Origin of the sequence: Rhizorhabdus sp., assembly GCF_018006725.1 — a bacterium.
Lineage (GTDB): Bacteria > Pseudomonadota > Alphaproteobacteria > Sphingomonadales > Sphingomonadaceae > Rhizorhabdus.
In genome coordinates this window covers 1-24,844 of sequence record NZ_JAGMXV010000050.1, presented here as the reverse complement: position 1 = coordinate 24,844, position 24,844 = coordinate 1, and the positions used below count along the sequence as shown (strand labels likewise).

Sequence of the window (24,844 nt, the reverse complement as noted above, 5' to 3'; positions counted from 1 at the left end):
CATTGACGTTGACCTTCGAGAGGTCGGCGCCGAGATCCTTGGCCCAGGCAAGCGCGACGCTGGCAAAGGCCTCGTTGATCTCGACCAGGTCGATGTCCGACAGCTTCAGGCCGGTTTTTGCCAGCGCGTGGCGCGTGGCCGGGATCGGCGCGGTCAGCATCATGATCGGGTTGTCGCCGCGCACCGTCAGATGATGGATGCGTGCGCGTGGCTTCAGCCCATGGTCCTTCACCGCCTGTTCGCTGGCGATCAGGACGGCGGCGGCGGCGTCGGCGATCTGGCTCGACACGCCCGCGGTGATCCGCCCGCCTTCACGAACGGGCTTGAGGTTCGCCAGCCCCGCGAGCGTCGTGCCCCGGCGCACCGTTTCGTCGGCCGCGAAGCCGTCGACCGCGACGGTCTCGGCCGCGAAGCGACCGCTGTCGATCGCCTCTTCGGCGCGGCGGTTGCTCTCGGCGGCGAAGACTTCCATGTCCTCGCGGCTGATATCCCATTGCTCGGCGATCTTCTCGGCGGCGTAGATCTGGTTGACCTCTTCCTTGCCATAGCGCGCGGCCCAGGCGGGGGAGGTGGAGAAGGGGGTCTCGAAGCCGAAGGCCTGGCCCGCGATCATCGCGGCGGAGATCGGGATGGCGTTCATGTTCTGGACGCCGCCCGCGACGATCAGGTCCTGCGTGCCCGACATGACGGCCTGCGCCGCGAAGTGGATCGCCTGCTGGGACGAGCCGCACTGGCGGTCGATGGTGACGCCGGGAACCGCCTCGGGATAGCCGGCCGCGAGCCAGCAGCTGCGGCCCATATTGCCCGCCTGCGGGCCGATCGCGTCGACGCAGCCCCAGATCACGTCATCGACCGCATTCGGATCGATACCGGTGCGACTGACGATCTCCTGGATCGGGATCGCGCCCAGATCGGCTGGATGCCAGCCGGCGAGCGTCCCCTTCTTCTTGCCGGTCGGGGTCCGGATCGCGTCGACGATATAGGCTTCAGCCATGGTGCAGCTCGCTTTCGAAGGTCATGTCGGGCCCGATCGCCATGCCGCCGTCGATCACGGCGGCTTCGATCCGGCGCTGGTGGAAGGCGCGATCGCCCCAGGCTCCGGCCAGCGCCCAGCAGCGCTTCATCCAGAAGTGGAGATCGACCTCATAGGTGTAGCCCATCGCGCCGTGGACCTGGATCGCGGTTTCCGCGCTCAGCATCGCCGCATCGGTCGCGGCGACCTTGGCATGGCTGACATGGACGGACGTGCGGGCATGGTCGTTCTGGGCGGCAAAGGCCGCGCGCAGGACGACCGGGCGGGCGAACTCCAGCTTGACCGCGACGGTCGCCAGATGGTGCTTGATCGCCTGGAACTGGCCGATCTGCTGGCCGAACTGTTCGCGCGTCTTGGCATAGTCGGTGGCGAGTTCGAGCATGCGCTCGGCCGCGCCGATCAGCTGCGCGGCCGCGATCAGTGCGGCGCGGTCGAGCAGGCGATCATCCTCGGCACTGGGAATGGCGGAGAACAGGCGACGCAGCGGGTCGACCGTCTCGACCGGCTGGCCGGCGTCGGGCGCGGGCCTGGCAATGCCGCCCGCATAGAGCAGGCCGGCCTGGTCGAGATCGGCGATCCAGGGGTTGATCGGGTGGGCGAGCGCCACCTTCAGGTTGCCTGCTGCGACCTCGGCCTGCTGTGCTTCGTCGAGCAGCGGCGCGGCGACCAGCGCCGTGTCCGCCAGCGGCTCGGAGACATTGGCGCGGCCAAGTTCGATCGCGATCAGCGCCGCTTCGACCAGCCCCATGCCGAGGCCACCCTGTGCTTCGGGCACGACCAGCCCGGTGAGGCCCATGCCGACGAGCCCGTCCCATATGGCGGCATCGCGATTGCCCTCGGCGTCGAGGCGGCGGAGCAGCTCGGGGCCATGCTCACCGCTCAGATAGTCGCGGATCGCGTCGCGGAGGTCGATCTGGTCCTGGGTAAGACGGAAATCCATGTGGCCGTCCCCCTCAGCGCGGCAGGCCGAGCAGGCGCTCGGCGATGATGTTGCGCTGGATCTCGTTCGATCCTGCGTAGATCGGTCCGGAGAGCGAGAAGATATAGCCCTCCAGCCAGCTATTTTCGCTGCCATTGGTCAGCGAGCGCAGTTCGGCGCCCGCACCGAGCAGGCTCATCGCCGCGCGATGCGCCGCCCGGTCGAGTTCCGACCAGAAGATCTTGTTGAGGCTCGCCTCGGCGCCGATATGGCCGCCGGCCATGACCGTCGCGGCGACCGAATATGTGTTGAGCGTATAGGCCTGGGCATCCTGCCACGCCTGCAAAACCGCCTCACGGGCCTGCGGAGAGGCGGTGTCACGGTGCTGGCGGTAGAGCTCGACCAGCCGCTTCGCCATCGCCTGGAAGCGGGCGGGCGAGCGCAGCATCAGGCCGCGTTCGAAGCCCGCCGTCGCCATTGCGACGTTCCAGCCCTCGCCCTCTCCGGCGATGCGGTTCGCCACCGGCACGCGCACTTCGTCGAAGAAGAGCTCGGCAAAGCCCGGTTCGCCGTGCAGCTGTCGGATCGGGCGCCGGGTGACGCCCGGGCTGTTGAGGTCGAACAGGACGAAGGACAGGCCCTTGTGGCGCTTCGAGTCCGGATCGGTCCGGAACAGGCCGAAGCCCCAGTCGGCGAAGGAGGCGCGGCTCGACCAGGTCTTCTGCCCAGTGATGACATAATGGTCGCCGTCGCGCACCGCGACGGTGCGGATCGCCGCCATGTCGGACCCGGCATTGGGTTCGGACCAGGCCTGCGCCCACATCAGCTCGCCCTTTGCCATCGGCGTCAGGAAGCGGGCCTTCTGTTCGTCGGTGCCATATTCCATGATCGTCGGGCCGAGCAGGAAGATGCCGTTCTGGTTGGCGCGCAGCGGTGCGCCCGCGCCCCAATATTCCTCTTCGAAGATCAGCCAGCGGATCAGGTCGAGCCCGCGCCCGCCATAGGCTTCGGGCCAGGTGACCATGCCCCAATTGCCCGAGGCGAGCTTGCGCTCCCACTCGACATGCTGGTCGTAGCCTTCGCGGCCTTCGAGCGTCTTCAGCGGCTGCGCGGGCACATTGGCGCGCATCCAGTCGCGGACTTCGGCGCGGAACGCCTGTTGTTCGGTCGTGTAGGTCAGATCCATGGTCAGAAGGTCGCCGCCTTGCCGGTCTCGACGAAGGCGTCGCGCGCCTTCTGCGAGTCCTCGTGCATGTACATTTCCAGGGTGAAGCCCTGCTCGAAGCGATAGCCATGGTCGACGTCGCGCGGCTCGAGGCCGTTGAGTGCTTCCTTGGCAATCACCAGCGCCTTGCGGCTCTTCGAGGCGATGACGGTGCAGAAGGCGCGGGCCTCCTCGACCAGTGCCTCGCGCGGCACGACCTTCTCGACCGCACCCAGGCGGTGCATCTCGGCAGCGGGGATGTTCCCGCCGGTGAAGAAGGCCGCGCGGACCTTGTGCAGCGGCAGCATGCGCGACAGATGGCTCGCACCGCCCATCGCGCCGCGGTCGACCTCGGGCAGCGAGAAATAGGCGTCCTCCGCGGCGAAGATCGTGTCAGATGCGCCGCAGATGCCGATGCCGCCGCCGATCACGAACTTGTGCACGGCGACCACCACCGGGACCTCGCAGTCGCGAACCGCCTTGAAGGTCAGGTAATTGCCCCGGTTGAGGACGGTGATCCGCTCGGGATGGGCCTGCATCTCCTTGATATCGACGCCGCCGCAGAAGCCGCGCGCGCTCTCGGCGGCGCGGATCAGGACGACGTTGACGTCGGGGTTGCGGCCGGCCTCTGTCACCATTGCCGGAATGCTGTTCCAGGTGGTGCTGTCGAACGCATTCACCGGGGGAACGTCGAAGACGATCTCGGCGATGCGATCCTTGATGGTCGTGGTGATCGGCATCAACGGGCTCCGGATGCGAGGGGGGCGAGCGCGGCCAGTCTCTGGTGCGCATCGGCCATGATGGTTTCGATGAGCTCTGCGCAGGTCGGCAGGTCGCCGAGCCGCCCGGCGACGACACCGGTGGCCATCAGCCCGCCATCGGCATCGCCGTCGACCACGGCACGCTGGATCATCATCGGTGCAGCGGCGGCCATCATAGCCTGCGGCAGGCTGAGCCCGCCATGGCTGGTCATGCCCTTGGCGGCTTTCAGCAGGTCGCCATAGCTGGCCTTGGTCTGGCGCTTCATCTGCAGGCCGCTTTCGACCGCGCGGCGCCACAGGCCGATGCCGCTCGACCGTTCGATCCGGTCGAGCGCCTGGTTGCGGATCATGCGCTGCGGCAGGCCGTCGACCTTGGTCGATACGGTGATGTCGTCGGTCCCCGCCTTGACGTAACGCGCCTTGACGTTGTCGGGTGGGGCGCTTTCCTGAGTCATCAGGAACCGTGTGCCCATTGCGATGCCCGCCGCGCCGAAGGCGAGGGCAGCGGCAAGGCCGCGTCCATCGCCGAAGCCGCCGGCTGCGATCACCGGCACCTGTACGGCGTCGAGGACCTGCGGAAGCAGGATCGTCGTGGGCACCGAGCCGGTGTGCCCGCCGCCTTCGCCGCCCTGCACCGTCACCATGTCGACGCCCATCTGCACCATCTTCTGGGCATGTTTGGCGGCGCCGATCGTCGGCATGCAGAGGATGCCGGCTTCCTTGAAGCGGGCGATCATCTTCGCATCGGGGCCACGCCCGAAGCTGACGGCGCGAATCTGGGCTGCGTTCTCTAGGATCGCCTCGACGATCTCGGCCGCGCCCGGCTGAAACGAATGGAAGTTGACGCCGAAGGGCTTGTCGGTCCCGGCGCGCACCTCGGCGATGGCCGCGCGCGCCTCGTCGGGCGTCATCACCGCCGCCGCGAGGAAGCCGAATGCGCCCGCGTTCGAGGTCGCGATGACCAGCGGCGGCGTGGCGACCCAGCCCATCGCGGTCTGGACGATCGGGTAACGGCAGCCGAGCAACCGGGTAAGGGGGGTGTCGATCGGATCAGCCATGGCTCACCGCTTCAGGATGACCGAGGAGCCATGCCCGAACAGGCCCTGATTGGCGGTGATGCCGACCTTGGCGCCCTCGACCTGCCGCTCGCCGGCCTCGCCGCGCAGCTGCCAGGTCAGTTCGCATACCTGCGCGATCGCCTGGGCCGGAACTGCCTCGCCGAAACAGGCCAGCCCGCCCGAGGGATTGATCGGCATGCGCCCGCCGACGCGGGTGGCGCCGTCGCGGGTGAGACCTGCAGCCTCACCGCGCGCGCAAAGCCCCAGATCCTCGATCCAGTCGAGCTCGAGCGCGGTCGACAAATCATAGACCTCGGCGACCGATACGTCCTCGGGCCCCATGCCCGCCTCCGCATAGGCCTTGGCGGGCAGGGCGGCCCGGAAGCTGTGCGCTTCCGCGACGACGGCGCTGTCGGTGGCGAGATCGGGCATCTCGATGATCGCCGAGGCGAAGGTCGGGGTGACCGTGGAGATGGCCGCGATCTTCGGCGCGTTCATCTTGCCGATCTTCCGCGCATAGGCCGCACTCGCGATGATCAGCGCCGCGCCACCGTCGGAGGTCGCACACACGTCCATCAGGCGGAGTGGATTGGCGACCATCGGCGAGGCCGCGACGTCCTCCATCGTGAACGCCTTGCGATAGCGTGCCCGCTCATTGGTCAGGCCGTGCTGCGCATTCTTGATCTTCACCCGCGCGAAATCGTCCTGCGTGTCGCCGTAGATTTCCATGCGGCGACGAGCATAGAGCGCGAAATAGGTCGGATTGGTGATGCCGACCCGAAAACGCACCCAGTCGGGATCGTCCGGACGCTCGCCCTTGGCCGGGGCGAGGAAGCCCTTGGGCGTCGTGTCGGCACCGATCACGAGCGCAACGTCGGCCTGTCCGCTGAGGATGCGCGAGCGCGCAGCCGTCAGCGCCTGCGATCCGCTGGCGCAGGCGGCATAGCTGGTCTGCACTTCGGCGCCCTGCCAACCCAGAGCCTGGGCGAAGGTCGCGCCTGCCACATAGCCGGGATAGCCGCAGCGCATCGTGGCTGCACCCGACACGAACTGCACGTCGCGCCAGTCGATCCCCGCGTCGCGCAAGGCTTCCTGCGCGGCGGCAACGCCATAACCGACGAAATTGCGTCCCCATTTGCCCCAGGGATGCATGCCGGCGCCGATGATGACGACATCCTCGCTCATCGCGCGCACTCCATCGGCTTCCATTTCCAGACGAGCTTGCCCTTGGGATCGACCGCGTCGGGGATCGTCTCGACGACCAGTTCCATCGGCAGGCCCGCACGCAGCGCCTCGACGCCGACGCCTTCGACCACCTGCCCAAGCACGATCATCTTCTCGCGGTCCAGTTCGACTGCGGCGATGGCGTAGGGGATGAAGGGATCGGCCGCGATATAAGGCTCGGGCGGGGTGTAGCAGGCGTCGGTGAACGACCAGAGCTTTCCCGTCCGCGACAGCTCGACCGTCTCGAACTGCGTGCTTTCGCAGGCCGGATTGCGGCAGAAGCTCTCGAGCTTGGGGAAATAATAGGTGCCGCAGGCCGAGCAGCGGCTGCCGATCAGATGCGGTTCGGCGCCGGTCGTGAACCAGCCCGGCAGGACGGGATCCGCCTCGCTCATCCGCGCTTCCCCGAAGGATTGCCCTTGATCACCGTCGCTCGAATATTGTGCGGGTCGAGCCGCGCGATGATCTCCAGCTGTTCGGCGGTCGGGGCCGGCGTAGTCGGCGGGGTGCCGTCGACGATCAACTCGAAGCCGGTCGCGGCCTTGACCTCGTCGACGGTGACACCGTCATGCAGCGAAATCAGGCGGATCGCATGGTCGGGGCCGCCGAAGTCCATCACGCAGAGGTTGGTGACGATGAAGCGGAGATCGACCCCGCTGAAATCGGCGCCGGCCAGCCGACGCGCCGGATTATAGCCGACGCTGGAAACCGAATCGACTTCGCCGGGCACGAAGATGCGGGTCGAGTGCGCGGGCACGAACATCGAGTTGATGTGGTGGATCGTGTTGCCCGGAAAGCCGCGCGCGCCCAGCATCTGGACCTTCGGCTTCTCGAAGCTGCCGCCGATATAGGACAGGTTCATCTGCCCGAAGCGGTCGATCTGGATCGGCGAGACGACCGCGTGTCGCTTGCCGGTCCATACCGCGCTGTCGAAATAGCGCGAGAAGGGGAGGTAACCCGAAGGCTTTCGCTCGTCATAGTCGCGCGGGCCGATCGGCACCGGGTCCTCGACCAGATAGGCCTCGCCGTCGGTCATCAGCAGTTCGGGTGCATGGGTGCTCTTGGCGAGGCTCGCGCCGAGGCGCGGAATCGGGCCGATGCCGGTGGCGACGATCTCGCCATTGTCCCGATAGAGTTCGGAGCAGGCGACGATCAGCAGTTCGGCGAGCGTATGGTCTGGCGCGGTCATCGCGTCGTCCTCAGAAAATCGGGAAGGGCAGCCTGGAGATCGCTTCGATCCCACCGGCCTGCGCAAGATAATGGGCCTCGTCGGGGCCGACCTTTTCGTCGCGATAGCGATCCCAGCCGCCCTCTTCGGCGGCGCTGGCGGCATAGGCCTTCAGCGCGGTCATGTCCCAGCCATAGGATGGCGGCATCGACGTCGGATGCGCCCCGCCGGGGGCTTCCACGACATGCTGGACGAAGCAGCGCTCGAACAGATTGGCCTTGGCATCCTCGGGATAGCTATGGTCGAGCCGGTCGACGACCTCCTCGGCCGATATGGCGACTTCCTTCGCCGCCTTGGCGAACCAGTCGTCATAATAGGTGTCGGGGCCGAGCGCCTGGCTGTTGCCCATGCGGTCGGCGCGGTGGACGTGGATCAGTGCGAAATCGAGCGGGATGGCCGGCATGGCCAGCAGCACCTCGCCGTCGTCATAGGGCGAGGCGACCGTCTTGAACCCGCCCTGCTCGAACACGTCGGTGCCGAGGCCGACGCGCGTCGGCAGGAAGGGCAGGCGGAGCGCCGCCGCCTTCAGGCCCCATTGGAGCATGCCCTCGTCGAGTTCGAGCACCTCGAGCCCGCCGGCTTCGCGTGCCTTGCGGAAATAGGGTTCGAGCGGGATCGCGTCGAGCGACACGAAGCCATAGATCACCTTGCGCACCTTGCCGGCCGCCAGCAGCATGCCGACCTCCGGGCCGCCGTAAGTGACGATGGTCAGGTCCTTGAGGTCGCTGCGTAGCAGCGCGCGCACGAGCGCCATCGGCTTGCGGCGCGGCCCCCAGCCGCCGATGCCGATCGTCATACCGTCATGGAGCTTTCCGATGACCGCGTCGGCGCTTGTTCTCTTGTCCAAAGTCTTGGTCGTCACGCTCCGAAATCCCATTTGTGGCCCCAGAGATCCTCCTTGATAGTGAAGGTCGGGGTTACGGTGGTCCAGTCAACGGTCTGTTCACCGCCACAGCCGAATTCGATGTCGAAACCGGATGGCGTCCGCATGTAGAAGCTGATCATCTTGTCGTTGGTGTGCCGCCCCAGCGTCGACGAGATGTGGACGCCCGCCGCAAGCGCCCGGTCGAGCGCCAGGCCGACGTCGTCGATCGAGGGCACCTCGACCATGGTGTGGATCAGGCCCGACGGCGCGGGGAATTCGCCGACGGCCACGGTGTGATGGCGCGGGCCGCTGGCATGCATGAAGGACATGCCCAGGCCCTGTTCGGGGCCGCCGGGGAAATGTACGCGCATCTCGTCGCTGTCGCCGAAGCCGAGAAGGTCCTTGTAGAAGCGGCGGGTGTCGTCATAGCAGCTGGTCGGCACGACAACATGGCCGAAGCCCATCTCGCCGGTGACGAAGGCCGGAACGCCGACGGGCGACACGAAGGGCGTTCCTGCGACGACATTGCCCCAGACGAGTTCGATGCGGTTGCCTGCTGGATCCGCCAGCGATGCGACGCCGCGCACATGACGATCGGCGGCCATCGCCGCGTCGCCGCGTTCGACGGCAACGCCAGCCTTGTCGAGTTTGTCCAGAACGGCTGTCCAGGTCTCCTCAGACGGGCATTCCAACCCGGCGCAGAGATATTTTTCCTGCTCGCCTTTCTCGATGCGGAATCGCCAGGGGCGCCCGTCGAGCCGCAGCATCAGCCGGTCCTCGGTCGAGTCGGGCGTGGCCGCAGCCCCCACCACCTCTTCGCCAAAGCGGCGCCAGGCTCCGACATCGCGTGTCTCGACGCGAATATAGGCCAGCGATCGTACGGCCATTGTCCTTTCCCCTCCCCGCACCTCTTACTTTCGCGTTCGGGTCTATCGGCGCGCCCGCATCCTTTCAAGCACTTTACGTTATGAAAATTCGAATTTGGTACGCACATTGTTAGCGAAAGGGCATAACGCCAGTAGCTCGCGGAAAAGGGGAGCTATGTCGCTTGCGGTGCCCATCGCTCTCGCCTTAGTATTGGTAAGCGGTTTCGGACCCTGCGAAAGTGATCGGTCGAAGGGTGTGGGCCGGGCCGGGAGAGGATGATGGCCACGGTGCTCCAAAAGGGCGAAATTTCGGCTCGGAAGCGAGGCCCCAAACCCGGCATGCGTTCGGGCCGGCAGCGCGACCAGGTGGTTGCCAGCCGGCAGGACGTGGTCGAGGCCATGCGCGGCCTGCTTCGTTCGCGCCCCTTCGACGAGATCCCGGTCGAGGACATTCTCGCGGTATCGGGAGTCAGTCGTGCGACCTTCTACCGCCATTTCAAGTCCCGGCGCGACGTCGCGTTGCGCATCTACGAGGCCACCCTCGAGCGGACCATGCCGCATTTTCTCCTGCTCGCGGATGTCGCGACCGGTCGGCTGTCTGCGCAGTGGTGGGCGCATGAGGCGGTCGGCCATTATCGCGAGGAAGGGCAGATTTCGGTCCTGATCCACGGCCTCGCCGCCACGGATCAGGCGTTTCACCAGAGGTTGCGCGACGATCGCCAGCAGATGATCGAGCGCCTCGCACCGGCGGTGCCGGCGTTCGGGCGGGCCGTGGGTGAGGATGCCGAGGCGCGGCGCCAGCGGGCGAGGGCCGACATCTTCTTCATGATGCTCGACCGGATCAGCGCCGAGGTTACGCTGTTCGCCGAACTGGCCGATGTTCCGGACTATGAGGCTGTGCTCGCCGAGCAGGTTGCCGCCTTCATTACCGATAATTGACAATATACTCTGTATCGCCGATTAAATGCGTATCAGAGTCGATAATCTGAAACGCAAAGCGAAAATAGGAGAGGCGTGATGAGGGCGGTGCGCATCCACGGCGTGAACGACGTTCGCGTCGACGAGATCGAGGAGCCGCAGCCGGGGCCGCGCGATGTGATCGTCCGTGTCCGGCGCTGCGGTCTGTGCGGATCCGACCTCGGCTATATCAAGGTCGGCGGCGTGTCGGCGCCGGCCCAGGCGCCCTTCGGCATCGGCCATGAGCTGTCGGGCGTCGTCGAAACTGTCGGTGCCGATGTCGTGGGCATTGCCCCGGGCCAGCGCGTGGTGGTCAATCCGATGGGCGACGGAAACGGGATCGGCGCCGGTCTGCCGGAGGGCGCTTTCGCCCCTCTTCTGCGCGTCTCCAACGCGACGCTCGGCGGCGCAATCCATCCCATCCCCGATCATGTCGACTGGGACGCCGCCGCCCTGGCCGAGCCGCTCGGCGTAGCGCTCCACGCGGTCAATCGCTCGGGCGCCGTGCGCACCGACAAGGTCGCGGTGTTCGGCGTGGGGCCGATCGGGCTCGGCATCGTCTTCTTTCTGAAGCGGGCGGGCATATCGTCGGTGGTCGCGATCGACCGGTCGCCGCAGCGCCTCGACCGCGCCCGCCGACTGGGCGCCGACCACATCATCGACGCCGGCAGCGAGGACGTCGCCGCCGCGTTGGGCGATCTCCACGGGCGCGCCGATCTGTTCGGCTGGCCGACGGTCGGCACCAGCCTCTGGTTCGAATCCTCGGGCGCGCCGTCGGTGCTGCCGTCGATCGTCGGCATGGCGCCGTTCCACGCCCGCGCGGTCATGGTCGCGGTCCATCACGAACCGATCGCGATCGACTGGAAAATGGCGCTGGGCAAGGAGATGAGCTTCATCACCTCGATGGCCTATCCCGACGAGTTTCCGGAGGTGATCGCGGCGATATCCGAGCCCGGCTTCGATGCCGACGCCTTCATCAGCCACCGCATTCCGCTCAGCCGCTTCGACGAAGCGCTCGCAGTCGCGCGCGATGCGCAGGCGTCGGCCAAGGTCATGGTGGCCTGTGATGCCTGACGATATCCGCATCGACGATCTCGCTCAGCCCCGGCTCACTCCGCTGCAGCAGCAGGCGATCGATGCCTGCCCGCCGGTGCGCATGGACGTCGAGGAGGTGCTGTCCGCCGCGCGGGCGGCGACCGGCCTCTCCGATTTCGGCGCCGACGACTTCCGGTCGCGGCTGGCGCTGTGGCTGCGCAGCTATGACGCGGACAAGGATCTCACCACCCTCGGTCGCGCGACCCTGTTCGGGGAGTGCGTCCGCTATGCCTCGGCCCGGTTGCGCATCGAGGATCTGATCCGCCGCCATCCCGAGATCGAGCAGGTCGAGATCGACCGGCCGATCATGGTCGCGGGGCTGCCGCGATCGGGGACGACCCATCTGGTCAACATTCTGGCCGCCGATCCACGCCTGCGCTCGACGCCCTTGTGGGAGACGATGGAACCGATCCCCGGCCCCGACGACATCGGCGATCCAGACCCGCGCCATGTCCGCACCGCGCAGATGTGGGGGGCGTTCGAGGCGATGCTGCCGCTGATGCCGGCAATGCACGAAATGGCGCCCGACCATGTCCATGAGGATATCGAGCTGCAGGGCCCGGATTTCTCCTCCTATCTGCCCGAATGGCTGAGCCGTCCGGTCGCCTGGCGCGAGCATTATCTGGCGACCGATCAGACCCCGCATTATGCCTATGCCAAGCGGGTGATGCAGGCGCTGACCTGGCTCAAGGGGCCCAATCGCTGGGTCGTGAAGTCGCCGCCGCATATGGAGAACCTGCCCGCGCTGATCGCGGTGCATCCGAAGGCGATCGTCCCGGTCACCCACCGCGATCCCGTTGCCGTGCTCCAGTCGGCGATCACGATGATCGCCTATGGCGACCGGACGCGGCGGGTGCGTCAGGACCTGCCCGCCCTCGCGGCCTGGTGGATCGACCGGATCGAGGTGCTGCTGCGCCGCTGCGTCCGCGACCGCGATGCGATACCTGCGGGGCAGTCGATCGACATCCTCTTCCACGAGTATATGGCTGACCAGAAGGCGACGGTGCGCCGCGTCTATGCGCTGGCGGACCTCGAGATGACCCCCGAGGCCGAGGCGCGGATCGACCATTTCCTCGCCGCCAATCCGCGCAACAAGCATGGCCGGGTCGTCTATGACCTGATCGGCGATTTCGGGGTCGACGTAGGGGCGCTCAGGGAGCGCTTCGCTTTCTATTATGATCGCTTCCCGGTCCGCCGCGAAGCCGTGCTGGGAGAGAAGGCATGACCGCCGCCGACCGCCTGCTGACCGGCCGCGCCTTCGAGGATTATCTTGAGACGGTGAAGCTGGCGGCCCGCACGGTCGATCGCTTCGGCGCCGAGGTCGACGATCTCGACCGGGCCGAATGGTATCGCTTCGTCACGCGGCTCATGCGCAACGGCTTCGAGCGTTTCGTCGAGAATTGCGAGCCCGAACGGCCTCGCCTGCGTGACGCGCCCTGGCGGCAGGCGATCAACTTCCAGTCGCCCGACCAGGATCATCTGCTCGCCGAGTTCGTCGACGGTCGCCATGATTATGTGATCCGCGGCAATCGCGGCACCATTCCCTATTTCGTGATGGCCAGCTGGACCGCGCCGCAGCCGACCCATCCGGGCGATCAGGACTGGGCGCCGCAGGGCGTAGGCGGCCTCAAGACGTTCGACCCGGCAACGCTGACCACGACCGGCTTCCTCCAGAGCGACAGCATCCCTTTCGACGCCGATGGCAATTTCGAAGTGTTCGTCGGGCGCGAGCGGGCCGCCGACGGGCGTCCCTGGTTGCCGATCACCGACGGCTGCGTCGGCCTGCTGGTGCGCACCGTCTATCATCTGCGCGAGGAGACGATCGCCCCGCGCATGACGATCCGCCGCGCCGACGGCGCGGCGCCGCGCCCGATCGCCCCGGCGGACATGGCCGATGCGCTCGCCAAGTCGGGACAGGTCGTGCTCGGCTATGCCGAACTCGTCCGGCGCTGGTGGCAGGACAATCTCGGCAAGCGCCCGAACCGCATCCGCTTCAGCCGCGCGGTCTATCTCTCGAATGGCGGCGTTCCCGATCGGCACCATGGCTTTGGCACCTGGGAATGTGGGCGGGACGAGGCGCTGGTTCTGCGCTTTACGCCGACGCCGTGCGACTACTGGATCTTCCAGCTGTGCAACATCTGGCAGGAAAATCTCGACAATTATGAGGATGGCGGCGGCCATATCCAGAAATACCGCGCCGTCTATGAGCCCGACGGATCCGTGCTGATCGTGGTGGCCTCGGGCGATGCCGGCATCGGCGGCAATTCGATCGACCCCTATGGCCATGCCCATGGCGGGATGAGCCTGCGCCTGATCAAGACGCAGGGCGAGCCGCCGCCGGTGTCGCTGTGGCGGGTGCCGCTGGCGCGCCTGCGCGCCGAAGGACGCGCGCTGCTCGACGCCACGCCGCCCATCCAGAGCGGCGAGATCACCGACTGAACGACAGACAAGCGAGGGAGAGGGACATGAGCTGGAGCGATCTGCGCTTCGACTATGCCGGGGCGAGGGTGCTCGTGACCGGTGGTACGAGCGGCATCGGCGCGGCGATCGCAACAGCCTATGCCGATGCCGGGGCCGAGGTGGTCATCACCGGCACGCGCGGCGGACCGGGCGACTATGACGAGGACCTGTCGCGCTTCGCCTATCGTCAGCTCGACGTCGAGGACGGCGCGCAGATCGACGCAGTGGCGGCGGGCTTCGACCGGCTCGACATCCTCGTCAACAATGCCGGGCTCGCGCTCGGCTCGCTCGGACTCGACGAATGGGATCCCGCGATCTTCGAGCGGTCGATCGCGATGCACCTGACCTCGGCCTTCCGCATGGCCCATGGCTGTCGCGCGGCGCTGGGACGGGGAGACCGGCCGGGCGGTTCGTCGGTCATCGGTATCGCTTCGATGACCTCCTATTTCGGCATCGGCATGATCCCCGGCTATGGCTCGGCCAAGACCGGGCTCGTCGGCCTTACCCGCGTCCTCGCCACCGAATGGGCGAGCCAGCGCATCCGGGTGAACGCGGTCGCAGCGGGGCTCACCCGCAGCCGCATGACGGCCGGAACCTTCGACGCACCCGAATGGACCGCGCCGACATTGAGCCGCACGCCGCTCGGCCGTCTCGGCGAGCCGAGCGATATCGCGGGGGCGGTGCTGTTTCTGTCCAGTTCGGCCGCGTCGTGGATCACGGGTCAGGTGCTGCCGATCGATGGCGGCTTCACGGTGGCGGGATGAGCCTCGACCAATTGCTGCTCGCGGCGGGCACGGTGCAGGCCGTGCCCTTCTTCGACCGGCTCGTTCCCGCGCGGGAGGCGGGCTTCGTCGGCATCTCGATCTTCGCGGCGGACCTCGAGCAGCTGGACCAGCAGGGCGTTTCGCATCGCGAGGTGCGCGATCGGGTCGCCGATGCAGGACTGTTCATCCATGAGGTGGAGATCGTCGGCAATTGGTTGCCGGGGGAGCCGACCAAGGCCAATCCGGGCTGGCTCGCCGCGCTGCTGCAACGCTCGACGCCCGAACGGCTGATCGACCTTGCCGAAGCCGTGGGTGCGCGCGGCGTGAGCGTTGGCGAATTGCAGGGCGTAGCCTGGACCATCGACGCGGGCGTCGACGCCTTCGCCGCAATTTGCGACCGCGCCGCGCCCGCGGGGCTGCACGTGGCGCTGGAATATGTGCCGACGGGGACCATCCCAGATCTCGCCACCGCCTGGGATCTTGTCAGGCTCACCGGCCGGGACAATGGCGGCCTGCTGGTCGACAGCTGGCACCAGTTCCGCAGCGGCTCCAGCCTCGACCTGCTCGCCGCACTGCCGGCGGGCGCGATCAAGAGCGTCCAGATCTGCGACGCCCCCGCCGCCGCGTCGGACGATCTCGACAGCGAGATGATCCAGGGGCGGCTGCTGCCGGGCGATGGCGGCCTCGACCTCCAGGGCTTCGTCGCGGCGCTGCGCGCGACCGGCACGACTGCGCCCTGCTCGGTCGAGGTCTTCTCGGCGACGCTGGCCACGAAGCCCGTCGACGAGATCGCACGGCTCTGCGCCGAAAAGGCGGATGGGATTTTGAAGGGAAGCAGACATGGCTGATGCGTTGGGTGCCGTCGTCGTCGGAACGGGTTTCGGACTGTTCACCCATGTTCGTGCGCTGCGTGAGGCCGGGTTCGAGGTGCGCGCGATCGTCGGGCGGAACCGTGCGCGCACGGCGGAGCGGGCCGCGCCGCTGGGCATTCCGCTCGCGACCGACAGCCTTGCCGAGGCGCTGGCCGATCCCCGGACGGTGCTTGTCACCGTCGCCACCCCGCCGCACGCCCATTACCAGGTGGTGATGGATGCGGTGGCCGCCGGCCGGCATGTGGTCTGCGAGAAACCTTTCGCGCGCGATGCGGCCCAGGCCCGTGCAATGCGCGATGCGGCGGAGAAGGCGGGTGTCGTCCACATGCTCGGCGCGGAATTCCGGTTCGATGCGGCGCAGGCGCTGTTGCGGCGCGTGGTGCAGGACGGCGCGATCGGCGAACCGCGCCAGTTCCTGCGCATCTATCATCAGCCGGGCCTTCAGGATCCGGCCGAGAAGCTCAGCGACTGGTGGGAGGATGCGGAGCAGGGTGGCGGCTTCCTCGGCGCCTTCGGGACGCACATGATCGACCAGGTGGTCAATATGCTCGGCCCGATCCGGCGCCTGTCCTGCACCTTGCAGACGCTGGCGCCGGGACGCCCGCACATGACGGCGGACGACAGCTACGTGCTCGAATTCGAATGCGAGGGCGGTGCGCGCGGGACCTTGATGGCGGCGATGGCCGCGCCGGGGCCGCTGGTGATGGCGACCAAGATCGTCGGCACCCGGGGCGGCGCCTGGATCCAGTCGGGCGCGGCGTTCGGTGAACCGGAAGAGGTCTGGATATCCGACGCCGCCGGCGCGCGGCGGATTGACATGCCCGCCGATCTTGCGCTGCCCCCGCCCGAGCCCTTCCCCGTCGCCGAACTGATCCAGACCGAGCAGGACCGCTGGCATACGATGGGCTTCGACGTGATCCCCTATGCCCGCCTGTTCGGCGAGATGCGGCGGCGGATCATGGGTGAGCCGGTCGAGGATCGGGAGCAGGCCGGCAGTTTCGACGATGCCCTGATCAACCAGACGATCCTCGACGCGGCGCGACGCTCCGCACGATTGGGGCAATGGGTCGATGTGGAATGAATATCGATACGCATAATGCATTGATGAGGGGGCGATTCCTCTCTAATGCGCAAAGCAAATCGATAAAGGGCGAGGTATATGCTTCCCGACTTGCTGACGATGGGTGGACTTCTCGATGCGGCCGCTGCGCGCTGGCCCGATCGCCCCTATCTGAAGGAGGAGGATGGTTGCTCGCTGAGCTTTGCGGCGTTCCGAGAGGCGGCTCGGCGTGTGTCGCGCGCGCTGCTCGCCCGGGGTGGCCGCAAGGGGGACCGCATCGCTATCTGGGCACCCAATAGCGGCGCCTGGGCAATCATCGCGGCGGGCGCGACGCAGATCGGCCTTCAGCTGATCCCGCTCAACACCCGCTTCAAGGGCGCCGAGGCCGAGGACATATTGGGCCGGGGCAAGGTGCGCTGGCTGTTCACCGTGCGCGACTTCCTCGGCTTCGACTATGCCGGGATGCTGGCGGGCCGCGACCTGCCCGAGCTGGAGGAGACGGTTTTCCTCGACGACGGCTTCGACGGCTGGCTCGATGCCGTCACCGGCGCCGATGACGCCGCGGTGTCCGCCGCCATCGCCGGGGTCGGCCCTGACGATATCGTCGACATCTTGTTCACCTCGGGGACGACCGGCCGGCCGAAGGGCGTGCTCAGCAGCCATTCGCAGAATCTGCGCACCTTCCAGGGCTGGGCCGATGCGGTCGGCCTGCGCGAGGGCGATCATTATCTGATCGTGAACCCCTTCTTCCACACCTTCGGCTACAAGGCGGGCTGGGTCGTCTCGCTGCAGCAGGGCGCGACCATCTTCCCGGTTTCCCAGTTCGCCGCCGCGAAAGTGCTCGCGACGATCGCGCAAGAGAAGATCACCGTCCTGCCGGGGCCGCCGACCATCTTCCAGTCGCTGCTCGACGAAGCCGGGCGCAAGCCCGACGACACGGCCAGCCTGCGCCTTGCCGTTACCGGCGCCGCCAGCGTGCCGCCGATCCTGATCCGCCGGATGCACGACGAACTGGGCATCGCCGAGGTGCTGACGGCTTATGGCCTCACCGAAAGTTCGGGCTGCGTCAGTGCCACCCAGGCGGGCGATCCGGTCGAACTGGTCGCGTCGAGCTGCGGACGGCCGATCCCCGGCGTCGAGGTGCGCCTCGTCGATGCCGAGGATCGCGACGTCGCGACGGGCGAGCCCGGCGAACTGCTCGTGCGCGGCTTCAACGTGATGAAGGGCTATCTCGACGATCCCAAGGCAACCGCCGAGACGATCGACGCCGATGGCTGGCTGCGGACGGGCGACATCGCCACGCAGGACGAGCGCGGCTATCTGCGCATCACCGACCGCGCCAAGGACCTGTTCATCTGCGGTGGCTTCAACTGCTATCCGGCCGAGATCGAGGCGCGGTTGCTCGAACATCCCGACGTCGCCCGCGTCGCCGTGGTGGGCCGTCCGGACGAGCGGATGGGCGAGGTCGGCCATGCCGTCATCGTCCCGAAGCCGGGAGCAGCGCGCGACGACAAGGCGCTCATCAGCTGGTGCCGCGAGCAGATGGCGAACTACAAGGTTCCCCGCACGGTCGAATGGGTCGACGAACTGCCCGTCAACGCCTCCGGCAAGGTGCAGCGTTTCTTACTGAAATAGGCGTTGCCACCGGGATAAAAAGGGCGGCCCGACACGCGATCGGGCCGCCCTTTTCTTATTGCTCAGGTCAGGCGACCTGCTTGGCCGGGTCGCGCTTGTCGACGACGGTGTGGCGGCCGTTGACGCGCTTCTGGAACTCGGGGGCCTGCGCAATCGGGTTGTAGAACTGCCGGTACCAGATGCGGCACTTGTCGGTCGGGCCGTCGCCGCGCACCATCAGCGGGGCGAAGCAGGGGCGCTTGTGGCTCCAGATCTCGAAATCCTGGGCGAAGGCGAGGCGGCTCGCCTCCTGATAGGCGCGCGCCATCGGGATGTCGGCCTCGGTCGCCTCGCGGCCCATGTCGACCATCAGCGCATGCCAGACCTGGATCTTGCCATCCTCGACCGGCGTATGCGCGATCAGCATATGCGTGGGGAAGGTGCCGCGCATGAAGGACTGGAGGATTGCCGGGCCGGTATACCAGGTGTCGAGTTCGAGCAGACCCTCGCCCTCCTGCACCAGCGTGCGGTGGCCGGCGCCGAACATCTGCCACTGTACATGGTCGTCGAACTCGTTGTAGAAATATTCGATGTCGCGCGAGCCGTGGATCGGCACGAAATGGGCGAAGTCGGTCATATTGTCGACGACCTCGATCGGATGCTGCGGCAGTTCGCCCAGATCGTCGATCACCCAGCGGACCCAGTTGGGATTGTCCCACGCCTCGAACGGCGGCAGCTCATGGTCGGGCGCATTGCCTTCGGCATCGTGCCACATCCAGATGATCCCGGCGCGCTCGACGACGTGCCAGGTCTGGATCTGCGCGGCGGCCGGCGGCTTCTGATCGGAATAGGGGATGTGGTTGCAGCGGCCGTCGGGGCCGAAGCGCCAGCCATGGAAGGGGCAGCGGATCGACTCGCCCTCGATCCGCTCATTGTCGAGCACGATATAGCTGGTCTCGTTCTTGCCGAGATGCGCGCCCATGTGCGGGCAATAGGCGTCGACCAGATGCGGCGTGCCGCTCTCGCCCCGATAAAGGACCATGTCGCGGGCGAAGAAGCGCACCGGCATCGGCGCGGTGCCGAGCTTCGATGCGTCGGCGATCATGTGCCAGCCGCGCGCGAAGGTGTGCGAGCCGAGGCGATATTCGGCGGTGGTTGCCATCGATCTACTCTCCTGTGTCGACATGGCCGTCGAAAGCCATTTGCCCGAAGAATATCATGCAATGTTCGACTGGAAGCCGCACTCCGCCTGTGCAAAGATGCACGGCATGGCGATCGAGTGGGACGATGTGCGCGTGTTCCAGTCGGCGGTGCGTGCCGGCGACTATAGCACGGCTGCGCGCAAGCTCGACATGGACCGCACCACGGTGGGGCGGCGCTTCGCCCGGCTCGAGCGCGCCACCGGCCGGTCGCTGTGGGAGCAGACCGCCGCCGGCTATCGCCCCACCGAAGCGGGCCGTGCGGTGCTGCGCGCGGCGGCAGCGATGGAACGCGCGATGGCGCGCCTCGATCATGATCTCGCGCCCGAGGGCGAGCGGATCGGCGGGCCGGTGCGCGTCGCGGGCACGGCGGGGCTGGCATCGTTGCTGCTGCCCGCCTTCGCCCCCTTTCTCGACCGGCATCCGGCAGTCTCGCTCGAGGTTGTCGGCGCGCGCGACGCGCTGGCTGCGATCCAGCAGCGACAGGCCGATATCGGCTTTGCCATCGCCCGCACCAAGCCGCGCGACCTGTCGGGAGAGCGGGTCTCCCCTTTCGTCCAGGCGCCCTTCGCCCGGCGCGGCAGCGCATCGGCCCGGCAGGTCGTCTGGGGCCATTCGATGATGCTCGCCAACCCGCAGCCCTGGGCACGGCTCAACGCTGCACCTGAGGGAAGCAATTGCGTCGAGATCGACAGTCTCGCCGCTCTGCACGATGCTGTTGGCGCGGGCCTCGGTCGCGCCTGGTTGTGGGACCGGATCGGCGATGCCGACGCCCGGCTCGAACGGCTGGCGGAGACCGCCCCGGCGGCGGCTTCGGCCGATATCTGGATCGTGTACCGCGCCGACCTGGCCGTAGAGCCGGCGGTCGCAGCCCTGATCGACGCGGCACCCGAGATCGTCGCGCGGTTCATCGAGGAGAGATGACGTGGCCGACTGGACGCACCACCATGCCAGGATCAACGGGATCGCGATGCATTGGGTGGAGCAGGGGGAGGGGCCCGCGATCGTCCTCTGCCATGGCTTCCCCCATATCTGGCTGAGCTGGCGGCACCAGATTCCGGTGCTCGCGCAGGCCGGCTGGCGGGTGATCGTCCCCGACATGCGCGGCATGGGGCAGACCGAGGGGCCGGCGGACCATAGCCATTATGACGTCCACGCGATCGTCGGCGACCTGACCGGGCTGCTCGACCATCTCGGGCTGGAGGAGGCGGTGTTCGCCGGGCTCGATTTCGGCGTCTTCGCGATCTACGACCTGGCCTATCTTCACCCGCAACGCGTCCGCGCGATCATCGCGCTGGAAAATCCGGCCTATCCCGACTCGCCGGACAAGGCGCCGCTCACCGAGGCCGCCGAATGGGCGCAGGAGCATTTCGTCCATATCGACTATTTCCGGCCGGTCGGCCCTGCCGATGTCGCGCTGAACGCTGCGCCGCGCGAGTTCCTCCGCAAGGTGCTCTACGCGCTGTCGGGCGACTTCCGCTATCTCGACGTGTGGAAGAACCCGCCGGGCATCGCCTATCTCGATGCCCTGCCCGAGACGCCGCCGCTGCCCTGGGCCTGGTTTTCCGAATGGGAGCTCGAATGGTACACCGCCGACTATGCGCGCAGCGGGTTCACCGGCGGGCTGAACTGGTATCGCGCCATGGATCTGCGCTGGTCGCAGCGGGCGGAATGGCGGCATCGGCCGATCGATCGGCCCTTCTTCTTCATCGGCAGCGAGAATGACGTCGATCTGGAGGCGTGGCACGGGGATGACCCGCTGGGCGCCATCCCCCACCAATATTCCGACGTCCGCCGCATCGAGATGCTGCCCAAGGCCGGCCACCTCATCCAGCTCGAACGCGCGGATGAGGTGGGCCGGCTGATGCGGCAGTTCGTCGAGAGCCTCTGATTACTCGGCGGCTTCGGCTTGCGCGGTGAAGGGCAGGCAGACCTCGTCGAAGCCGAGGACATGGGCGACGCGGCCAAGGCCTACCCAGGCCGCGACCGAATTGGCCAGGTCGGCGATCTCGGCGTCGGTGAAGGCGGCCCGCGCCTTGGCCCAATATTCCTCGTCGCTGGCGAGCGACTTGGGCTCGGTCCCGAAACGTTCGGCGAACTCGATCGCCAGCCGCTCGCGGTCGCTGTAGATCGGCGAGGTGCGCCACTCGGTCACGGCGGCGTAGAAGGCCTCGTCGGGGGCAGGGCCATTGTCGACGACCGTGCCGCGCGTGCCGGTTCCGGAGAACATGCCGCCCAGGTCGCGCGCCGCGCGGAACTGCTGGCAGATGGTGCAGCCGTTGATTTCGGCGGTCCGCGCGCGGGCGCCTTCGAACTCGCGCAGCGATAGCTTTGAATGGCGATAGACCGCGAAGCTGAAGGCGCCGCCGGCCTTCATGATCTCGGGCGCGAGATTCTCGGTGGCATAGCCATAGGGGTCATGGGCCTGGGCTGCTGGAACGTCGATGCGCATGCTGGACTCTCCTCTCCATCCTCGTGCGATTTCGGGCATCTTCCGTCCGGATCGTCCTCGCGACGCTGCGCGCGACTCCTCCGGATCCTCTTATTCGCGGGTGCAGCCTATAGCATCTTGCGGCGCTGTCCAACTTCGGTGCTACGAAGGGCAGTAGGAAGAATGGGATGAGGATGAGATATGCGAGATGAACTCGCGATCCAGGAACGCAGGATATCCGTCGGGCAAGGATTGAGCCTGAACGTCATGGAGGCCGGCGACGGTCCCTTGATGCTGATGATCCACGGTTTTCCCGGGCTCGCCTATAGCTGGCGCCACCAATTGCTGCCCTTTGCCCGCGCGGGCTACAGGGCCGTGGCGATCGATAGCCTCGGCTATGGTGGAAGCGATCGACCAAAGGACCCGGCGCTCTACGATTCCGCGCATATGCAGACCTACCTGCTCGCGCTGCTCGACCATTATGGCGCAGGCGACGCGGTCGTGATCGGGCAGGATTTCGGTGCCCAATATGCCTGGAACATGGCGGTGCGCTCACCCGAGAGGGTCAGCGCGCTCGTCGCCACCATCCCCTATGACTATGACCTCGCCGGTCGCGCCATGCTGGGTGGCAAGCCCCGTCTGGCCGACGGCGAGGGGCCGCGACCCGAAATGGCGTCGCCCGACCATCTGCCCTCTGTCCGCTTCGCCGAGATGGCGAAGGCGCATTTCGTGCACTTCCACTATTTCCAGACGGTCGGACCCGCCGACCGCGAACTGGGCGGCGCGCTGGCCGATTATCTGCGGCGCAGCTTTCACGCGCTGAGCGCATCGGGCGACCTGTGGGCATGGAAGGCGCTGCCGTCGGAGGGGACCGGCTATCTCGACGCACTGCCGCCGGCACCGGACCTGCCCTGGTCGTGGCTGAGCACCCAGGAGTTCGGCGACTATGTGCGGCGCTACGATCATCCCGACATCGACCTGCGGATGATCGGCGGGCTGAACTCCTACCGCACGGCCGATGCGAATTGGGAGAGCGGCAAGGCGTGGGCCGATGCCGACGTGACCATGCCGACGCTGATGCTCTACGGGGCCGCTGATCCCTCTTTCGGCTTCTTCCCTGACTGGGAGGCGCGGCTGCGCCGCCGTGTGCCGGGGCTGGTCGACATCATCGCGATCGAGGGCGCCGGGCATCTGGTGCAGCAGGAGGCCCCCGCAGCGTTCAACGCTGCGGTGCTGGGCTTCCTGGATAGCCTGTCATGAGCCGTCGCTTCGCCGGGCATCTGGGGGTGCGGGGGCCGGATGCGCCTTTGCTGCAGCATATGGCCGGGTCCGCTGATCCGCTCGAGCAGATCCGCCTGATGGCCGATCTCGGGTTCGCCGGGATATTCGACAATTATCTGCTGCTGCGCGACGAGGCGGATCAGGCACGGATCGGCGCCGAGCTTCGGCGCCTGAACATGGACATGGGCTCCTTCGTCCATGATCCGCTGCGCTGGGACCAGCCAGCCTGGATCGACGGGACGGCGCTTGCCTCGCTCGACCGGACGATCGCCGCCGCCGCACGCAGCGGGGCGGCTTCAGTCACCTGCATCACGGCGGGGTCTGGCGACCCTGCCGCCGATCGCCGGGCCATGGCCGACATGCTGCGCCGCGCTGCTGAGCGCCTGTCGCCCGAGGGGCCAATGCTCTGCGTCGAGGCGACGCATCCGGCCTTCGCGCCGGGCCTGCTGATCGAACAGGTGGAGGACGCGCTGGAGGTCGTCCGGATGGCAAATCATCCCAAGGTGCGGCTCGCGCTCGATCTGGGGCACGGCGCGCTGCATGGGCGCGATCCGGTCGAGCTTATCCGCCTCGCGGCCGGCCTGATCGGCAATGTCCAGATCGCGGACCTTCCCGGTCGCGTCGAGCCGGGTGCCGGGTCGCTCGACTGGCCGTCCATCTTTGCGGCGCTCGATGCTGCCGGCTATGGCGGCTTGCTCGAGCTGGAGTGCGAGCCGCTTGAAAAGGAAGAGGCCGGCGAGCGCGCGATGGTCGCGCGGCTCGCCGGCCTCGGTCTGGGTCGGAAGGCTTAGAAGGAGAAGCCGACGTCGATACCGTAGGTCGCCGGGTCGCCGTAGGAGATCGCCTGGTTCGGATAGCCGGCGATGATCGAACCCGAGCCGATCACGAAACCGGGATAGCGCTTGTCGAACACATTCTTGCCCCACAGCGCGATCGAAATGTTGCGGCCGTCGCCGCGATCGATCGTGTAGGACAGGCGCGCATCGACGATGCCGAAGCTGTCGTTGACCGGCGCATCGCGGCCAAAGGGCACCGACGGACCTGCGCCCGCTGTCGTGTAGACCTTGTCCTTCCAGGTATAGTCGGCGTGCGCCGCGAGTGTGCCGTCACCGATCGTCGCAATCGTCCAGTCACCCGACAGGCGGACGCTGTGCTTCGGGGTGAAGGGCAGGACGAAATAGCCGGTGATGTCGTCCCCGACCTGTACCGGCGAGGTGGGGTTGACGGTCGGATCGAAGATCGAGCCGGCTGGTGCCCGCACGCTCTTGATGGTCGCGTCGGTATAGGCGTAGCTCGCGGTCAGCGTGAGGCCGCTGACCGGAACCGCAGTCAGGTCGGCTTCGAGGCCCTTCACCGTCGCGCGACCGACGTTGAACGTGTCGGCGAGCGAGGCGTCGACCGGATCGGCCGAAATGTCGAGCTGCAGATCCTTATACTTGGCCAGGAAGCCCGCGAGGTTGAAGCGCAGGCGCCGGTCGAGCAGGTCGGTCTTGATGCCAGCTTCCCAACTGGTCACCGTCTCTGGGTTGAAGGTGCGGGTGAAGGTCGGCGACGCTTCGTTCGAGCCGCCCGCCTTGTAGCCGGTGACGACCTTCGCATAGAGCGAGACATTGTCCGCCGGACGATAGGAAAGGGTCAGCGCAGGGTTGAACTTGTTGTTCTTGACGTTGGTCGCGCCGACGACCGAGCCGAGCGGCAGGGTGAAGCCCGGGCCGTTGAAGCCGCGGAACACGAGGGGGGAGGTCTGCCCGGCAAAGAAATTCTGCGTCCGGACGCGATCGGCCGTGCGCTTGTCGCTGGTGTAGCGACCGCCCACCGTCACGTCGAACTTGCCCTCGGCGAAGTCGGGCGTCCAGGTCAGCTGGCCGAAGATTGCCTTGGAGGTCGACTTGGCGTTGGTCAGGCGGTCGACCAGCACCAGCTGGTTGGGCGTGCCCGTGCCGATGTCGGCGT

At 67.2% G+C, this 24,844-nt stretch carries 25 protein-coding genes; 12 read left to right on the top strand and 13 right to left on the bottom strand.

Annotated features, from left to right (window positions below; genetic code table 11):
- The 10 genes from KAY22_RS09570 to KAY22_RS09525 all read right to left on the bottom strand — a co-directional run.
- On the bottom strand, positions 1-994 hold a 994-nt coding region (locus KAY22_RS09570; protein ID WP_296622651.1), incomplete at its 3' end, for an acetyl-CoA C-acyltransferase.
- Positions 987-1,973, bottom strand: coding sequence for an acyl-CoA dehydrogenase family protein (locus KAY22_RS09565; RefSeq protein WP_296622648.1), 987 nt, complete (start codon positions 1,971-1,973; stop codon positions 987-989). The genes KAY22_RS09570 and KAY22_RS09565, both read right to left, overlap by 8 nt.
- Positions 1,974-1,986: 13 nt before the next feature.
- Positions 1,987-3,138 (bottom strand): acyl-CoA dehydrogenase family protein, encoded by a 1,152-nt coding sequence (locus tag KAY22_RS09560; protein ID WP_296622645.1) that lies wholly within the window; start codon positions 3,136-3,138, stop codon positions 1,987-1,989.
- 2 nt (positions 3,139-3,140) lie between these two features.
- Positions 3,141-3,896 carry an enoyl-CoA hydratase family protein gene (locus KAY22_RS09555; protein WP_296622643.1) on the bottom strand — a complete coding sequence of 252 codons (756 nt, stop codon included), beginning with the start codon at positions 3,894-3,896 and terminating at the stop codon, positions 3,141-3,143.
- Positions 3,896-4,975 (bottom strand): nitronate monooxygenase, encoded by a 1,080-nt coding sequence (locus KAY22_RS09550; RefSeq protein WP_296622641.1) that lies wholly within the window; start codon positions 4,973-4,975, stop codon positions 3,896-3,898. Before KAY22_RS09550 ends, KAY22_RS09555 begins: the two co-directional genes overlap by 1 nt.
- 3 nt (positions 4,976-4,978) lie before the next feature.
- Positions 4,979-6,160, bottom strand: a complete 1,182-nt coding sequence (locus tag KAY22_RS09545) for a lipid-transfer protein (RefSeq protein ID WP_296622638.1) — start codon at positions 6,158-6,160, stop codon at positions 4,979-4,981.
- Entirely contained in the window at positions 6,157-6,594 is a 438-nt protein-coding gene (locus KAY22_RS09540) for an OB-fold domain-containing protein (RefSeq protein WP_296622636.1), read from the bottom strand. Before KAY22_RS09540 ends, KAY22_RS09545 begins: the two co-directional genes overlap by 4 nt.
- Positions 6,591-7,388 carry a ketoacid CoA transferase gene (locus tag KAY22_RS09535; protein WP_296622634.1) on the bottom strand — a complete coding sequence of 266 codons (798 nt, stop codon included), beginning with the start codon at positions 7,386-7,388 and terminating at the stop codon, positions 6,591-6,593. The genes KAY22_RS09540 and KAY22_RS09535 overlap by 4 nt, the downstream gene beginning before the upstream one ends.
- A gap of 10 nt (positions 7,389-7,398) precedes the next feature.
- Positions 7,399-8,289, bottom strand: coding sequence for a CoA-transferase (locus KAY22_RS09530; protein WP_296622632.1), 891 nt, complete (start codon positions 8,287-8,289; stop codon positions 7,399-7,401).
- Complete coding sequence (locus KAY22_RS09525) at positions 8,286-9,179, bottom strand: VOC family protein (protein WP_296622630.1); 894 nt, start codon at positions 9,177-9,179, stop codon at positions 8,286-8,288. The genes KAY22_RS09530 and KAY22_RS09525 overlap by 4 nt, the downstream gene beginning before the upstream one ends.
- A gap of 318 nt (positions 9,180-9,497) precedes the next feature.
- Between KAY22_RS09525 and KAY22_RS09520 the strand changes: the two genes are divergently transcribed.
- The 8 genes from KAY22_RS09520 (at position 9,498) to KAY22_RS09485 (ending at position 18,001) form a co-directional block, all read left to right on the top strand.
- Entirely contained in the window at positions 9,498-10,097 is a 600-nt protein-coding gene (locus tag KAY22_RS09520) for a TetR/AcrR family transcriptional regulator (RefSeq protein WP_296622627.1), read from the top strand.
- A gap of 78 nt (positions 10,098-10,175) precedes the next feature.
- On the top strand, positions 10,176-11,189 hold the full coding sequence (locus KAY22_RS09515; protein WP_296622625.1) for a zinc-binding dehydrogenase: 1,014 nt from the start codon (positions 10,176-10,178) through the stop codon (positions 11,187-11,189).
- A complete protein-coding gene (locus tag KAY22_RS09510) occupies positions 11,182-12,435 on the top strand; it encodes a sulfotransferase (protein WP_296622623.1) in 1,254 nt (417 codons plus the stop codon). The genes KAY22_RS09515 and KAY22_RS09510 overlap by 8 nt, the downstream gene beginning before the upstream one ends.
- Positions 12,432-13,649 carry a hypothetical protein gene (locus KAY22_RS09505; protein ID WP_296622620.1) on the top strand — a complete coding sequence of 406 codons (1,218 nt, stop codon included), beginning with the start codon at positions 12,432-12,434 and terminating at the stop codon, positions 13,647-13,649. The genes KAY22_RS09510 and KAY22_RS09505 overlap by 4 nt, the downstream gene beginning before the upstream one ends.
- Before the next feature lie 26 nt (positions 13,650-13,675).
- Positions 13,676-14,434 (top strand): SDR family oxidoreductase, encoded by a 759-nt coding sequence (locus tag KAY22_RS09500; RefSeq protein WP_296622618.1) that lies wholly within the window; start codon positions 13,676-13,678, stop codon positions 14,432-14,434.
- Complete coding sequence (locus tag KAY22_RS09495) at positions 14,431-15,282, top strand: sugar phosphate isomerase/epimerase (RefSeq protein ID WP_296622616.1); 852 nt, start codon at positions 14,431-14,433, stop codon at positions 15,280-15,282. Before KAY22_RS09500 ends, KAY22_RS09495 begins: the two co-directional genes overlap by 4 nt.
- A complete protein-coding gene (locus tag KAY22_RS09490) occupies positions 15,275-16,387 on the top strand; it encodes a Gfo/Idh/MocA family oxidoreductase (RefSeq protein WP_296622614.1) in 1,113 nt (370 codons plus the stop codon). The genes KAY22_RS09495 and KAY22_RS09490 overlap by 8 nt, the downstream gene beginning before the upstream one ends.
- Before the next feature lie 78 nt (positions 16,388-16,465).
- Positions 16,466-18,001: a FadD3 family acyl-CoA ligase gene (locus KAY22_RS09485; RefSeq protein ID WP_296622611.1), complete on the top strand. Its 1,536-nt coding sequence runs from the start codon at positions 16,466-16,468 to the stop codon at positions 17,999-18,001.
- Between the two features lie 67 nt (positions 18,002-18,068).
- Here the strand turns inward: KAY22_RS09485 and KAY22_RS09480 are convergent, their stop codons facing one another.
- Positions 18,069-19,142: a Rieske 2Fe-2S domain-containing protein gene (locus KAY22_RS09480; protein ID WP_296622609.1), complete on the bottom strand. Its 1,074-nt coding sequence runs from the start codon at positions 19,140-19,142 to the stop codon at positions 18,069-18,071.
- Between KAY22_RS09480 and KAY22_RS09475 the strand changes: the two genes are divergently transcribed.
- Both KAY22_RS09475 and KAY22_RS09470 read left to right on the top strand, forming a co-directional pair.
- Positions 19,132-20,103, top strand: coding sequence for a LysR family transcriptional regulator (locus KAY22_RS09475; protein ID WP_296622606.1), 972 nt, complete (start codon positions 19,132-19,134; stop codon positions 20,101-20,103). The two genes, KAY22_RS09480 and KAY22_RS09475, sit on opposite strands and share 11 nt — an antisense overlap.
- Position 20,104: 1 nt before the next feature.
- Positions 20,105-21,070 (top strand): alpha/beta fold hydrolase, encoded by a 966-nt coding sequence (locus tag KAY22_RS09470; RefSeq protein WP_296622604.1) that lies wholly within the window; start codon positions 20,105-20,107, stop codon positions 21,068-21,070.
- Here the strand turns inward: KAY22_RS09470 and KAY22_RS09465 are convergent, their stop codons facing one another.
- Positions 21,071-21,631, bottom strand: a complete 561-nt coding sequence (locus KAY22_RS09465; RefSeq protein WP_296622602.1) for a carboxymuconolactone decarboxylase family protein — start codon at positions 21,629-21,631, stop codon at positions 21,071-21,073. It lies immediately after the preceding gene.
- Positions 21,632-21,811: 180 nt separating this feature from the next.
- On the opposite strand from KAY22_RS09465, the gene KAY22_RS09460 reads away from it, so the two are divergent.
- Positions 21,812-22,870 (top strand): alpha/beta hydrolase, encoded by a 1,059-nt coding sequence (locus KAY22_RS09460; RefSeq protein ID WP_296622599.1) that lies wholly within the window; start codon positions 21,812-21,814, stop codon positions 22,868-22,870.
- Complete coding sequence (locus KAY22_RS09455) at positions 22,867-23,682, top strand: TIM barrel protein (protein ID WP_296622597.1); 816 nt, start codon at positions 22,867-22,869, stop codon at positions 23,680-23,682. Before KAY22_RS09460 ends, KAY22_RS09455 begins: the two co-directional genes overlap by 4 nt.
- Here KAY22_RS09455 and KAY22_RS09450 read toward each other — a convergent pair.
- On the bottom strand, positions 23,679-24,844 hold a 1,166-nt coding region (locus KAY22_RS09450; protein ID WP_296622595.1), incomplete at its 5' end, for a TonB-dependent receptor. The two genes, KAY22_RS09455 and KAY22_RS09450, sit on opposite strands and share 4 nt — an antisense overlap.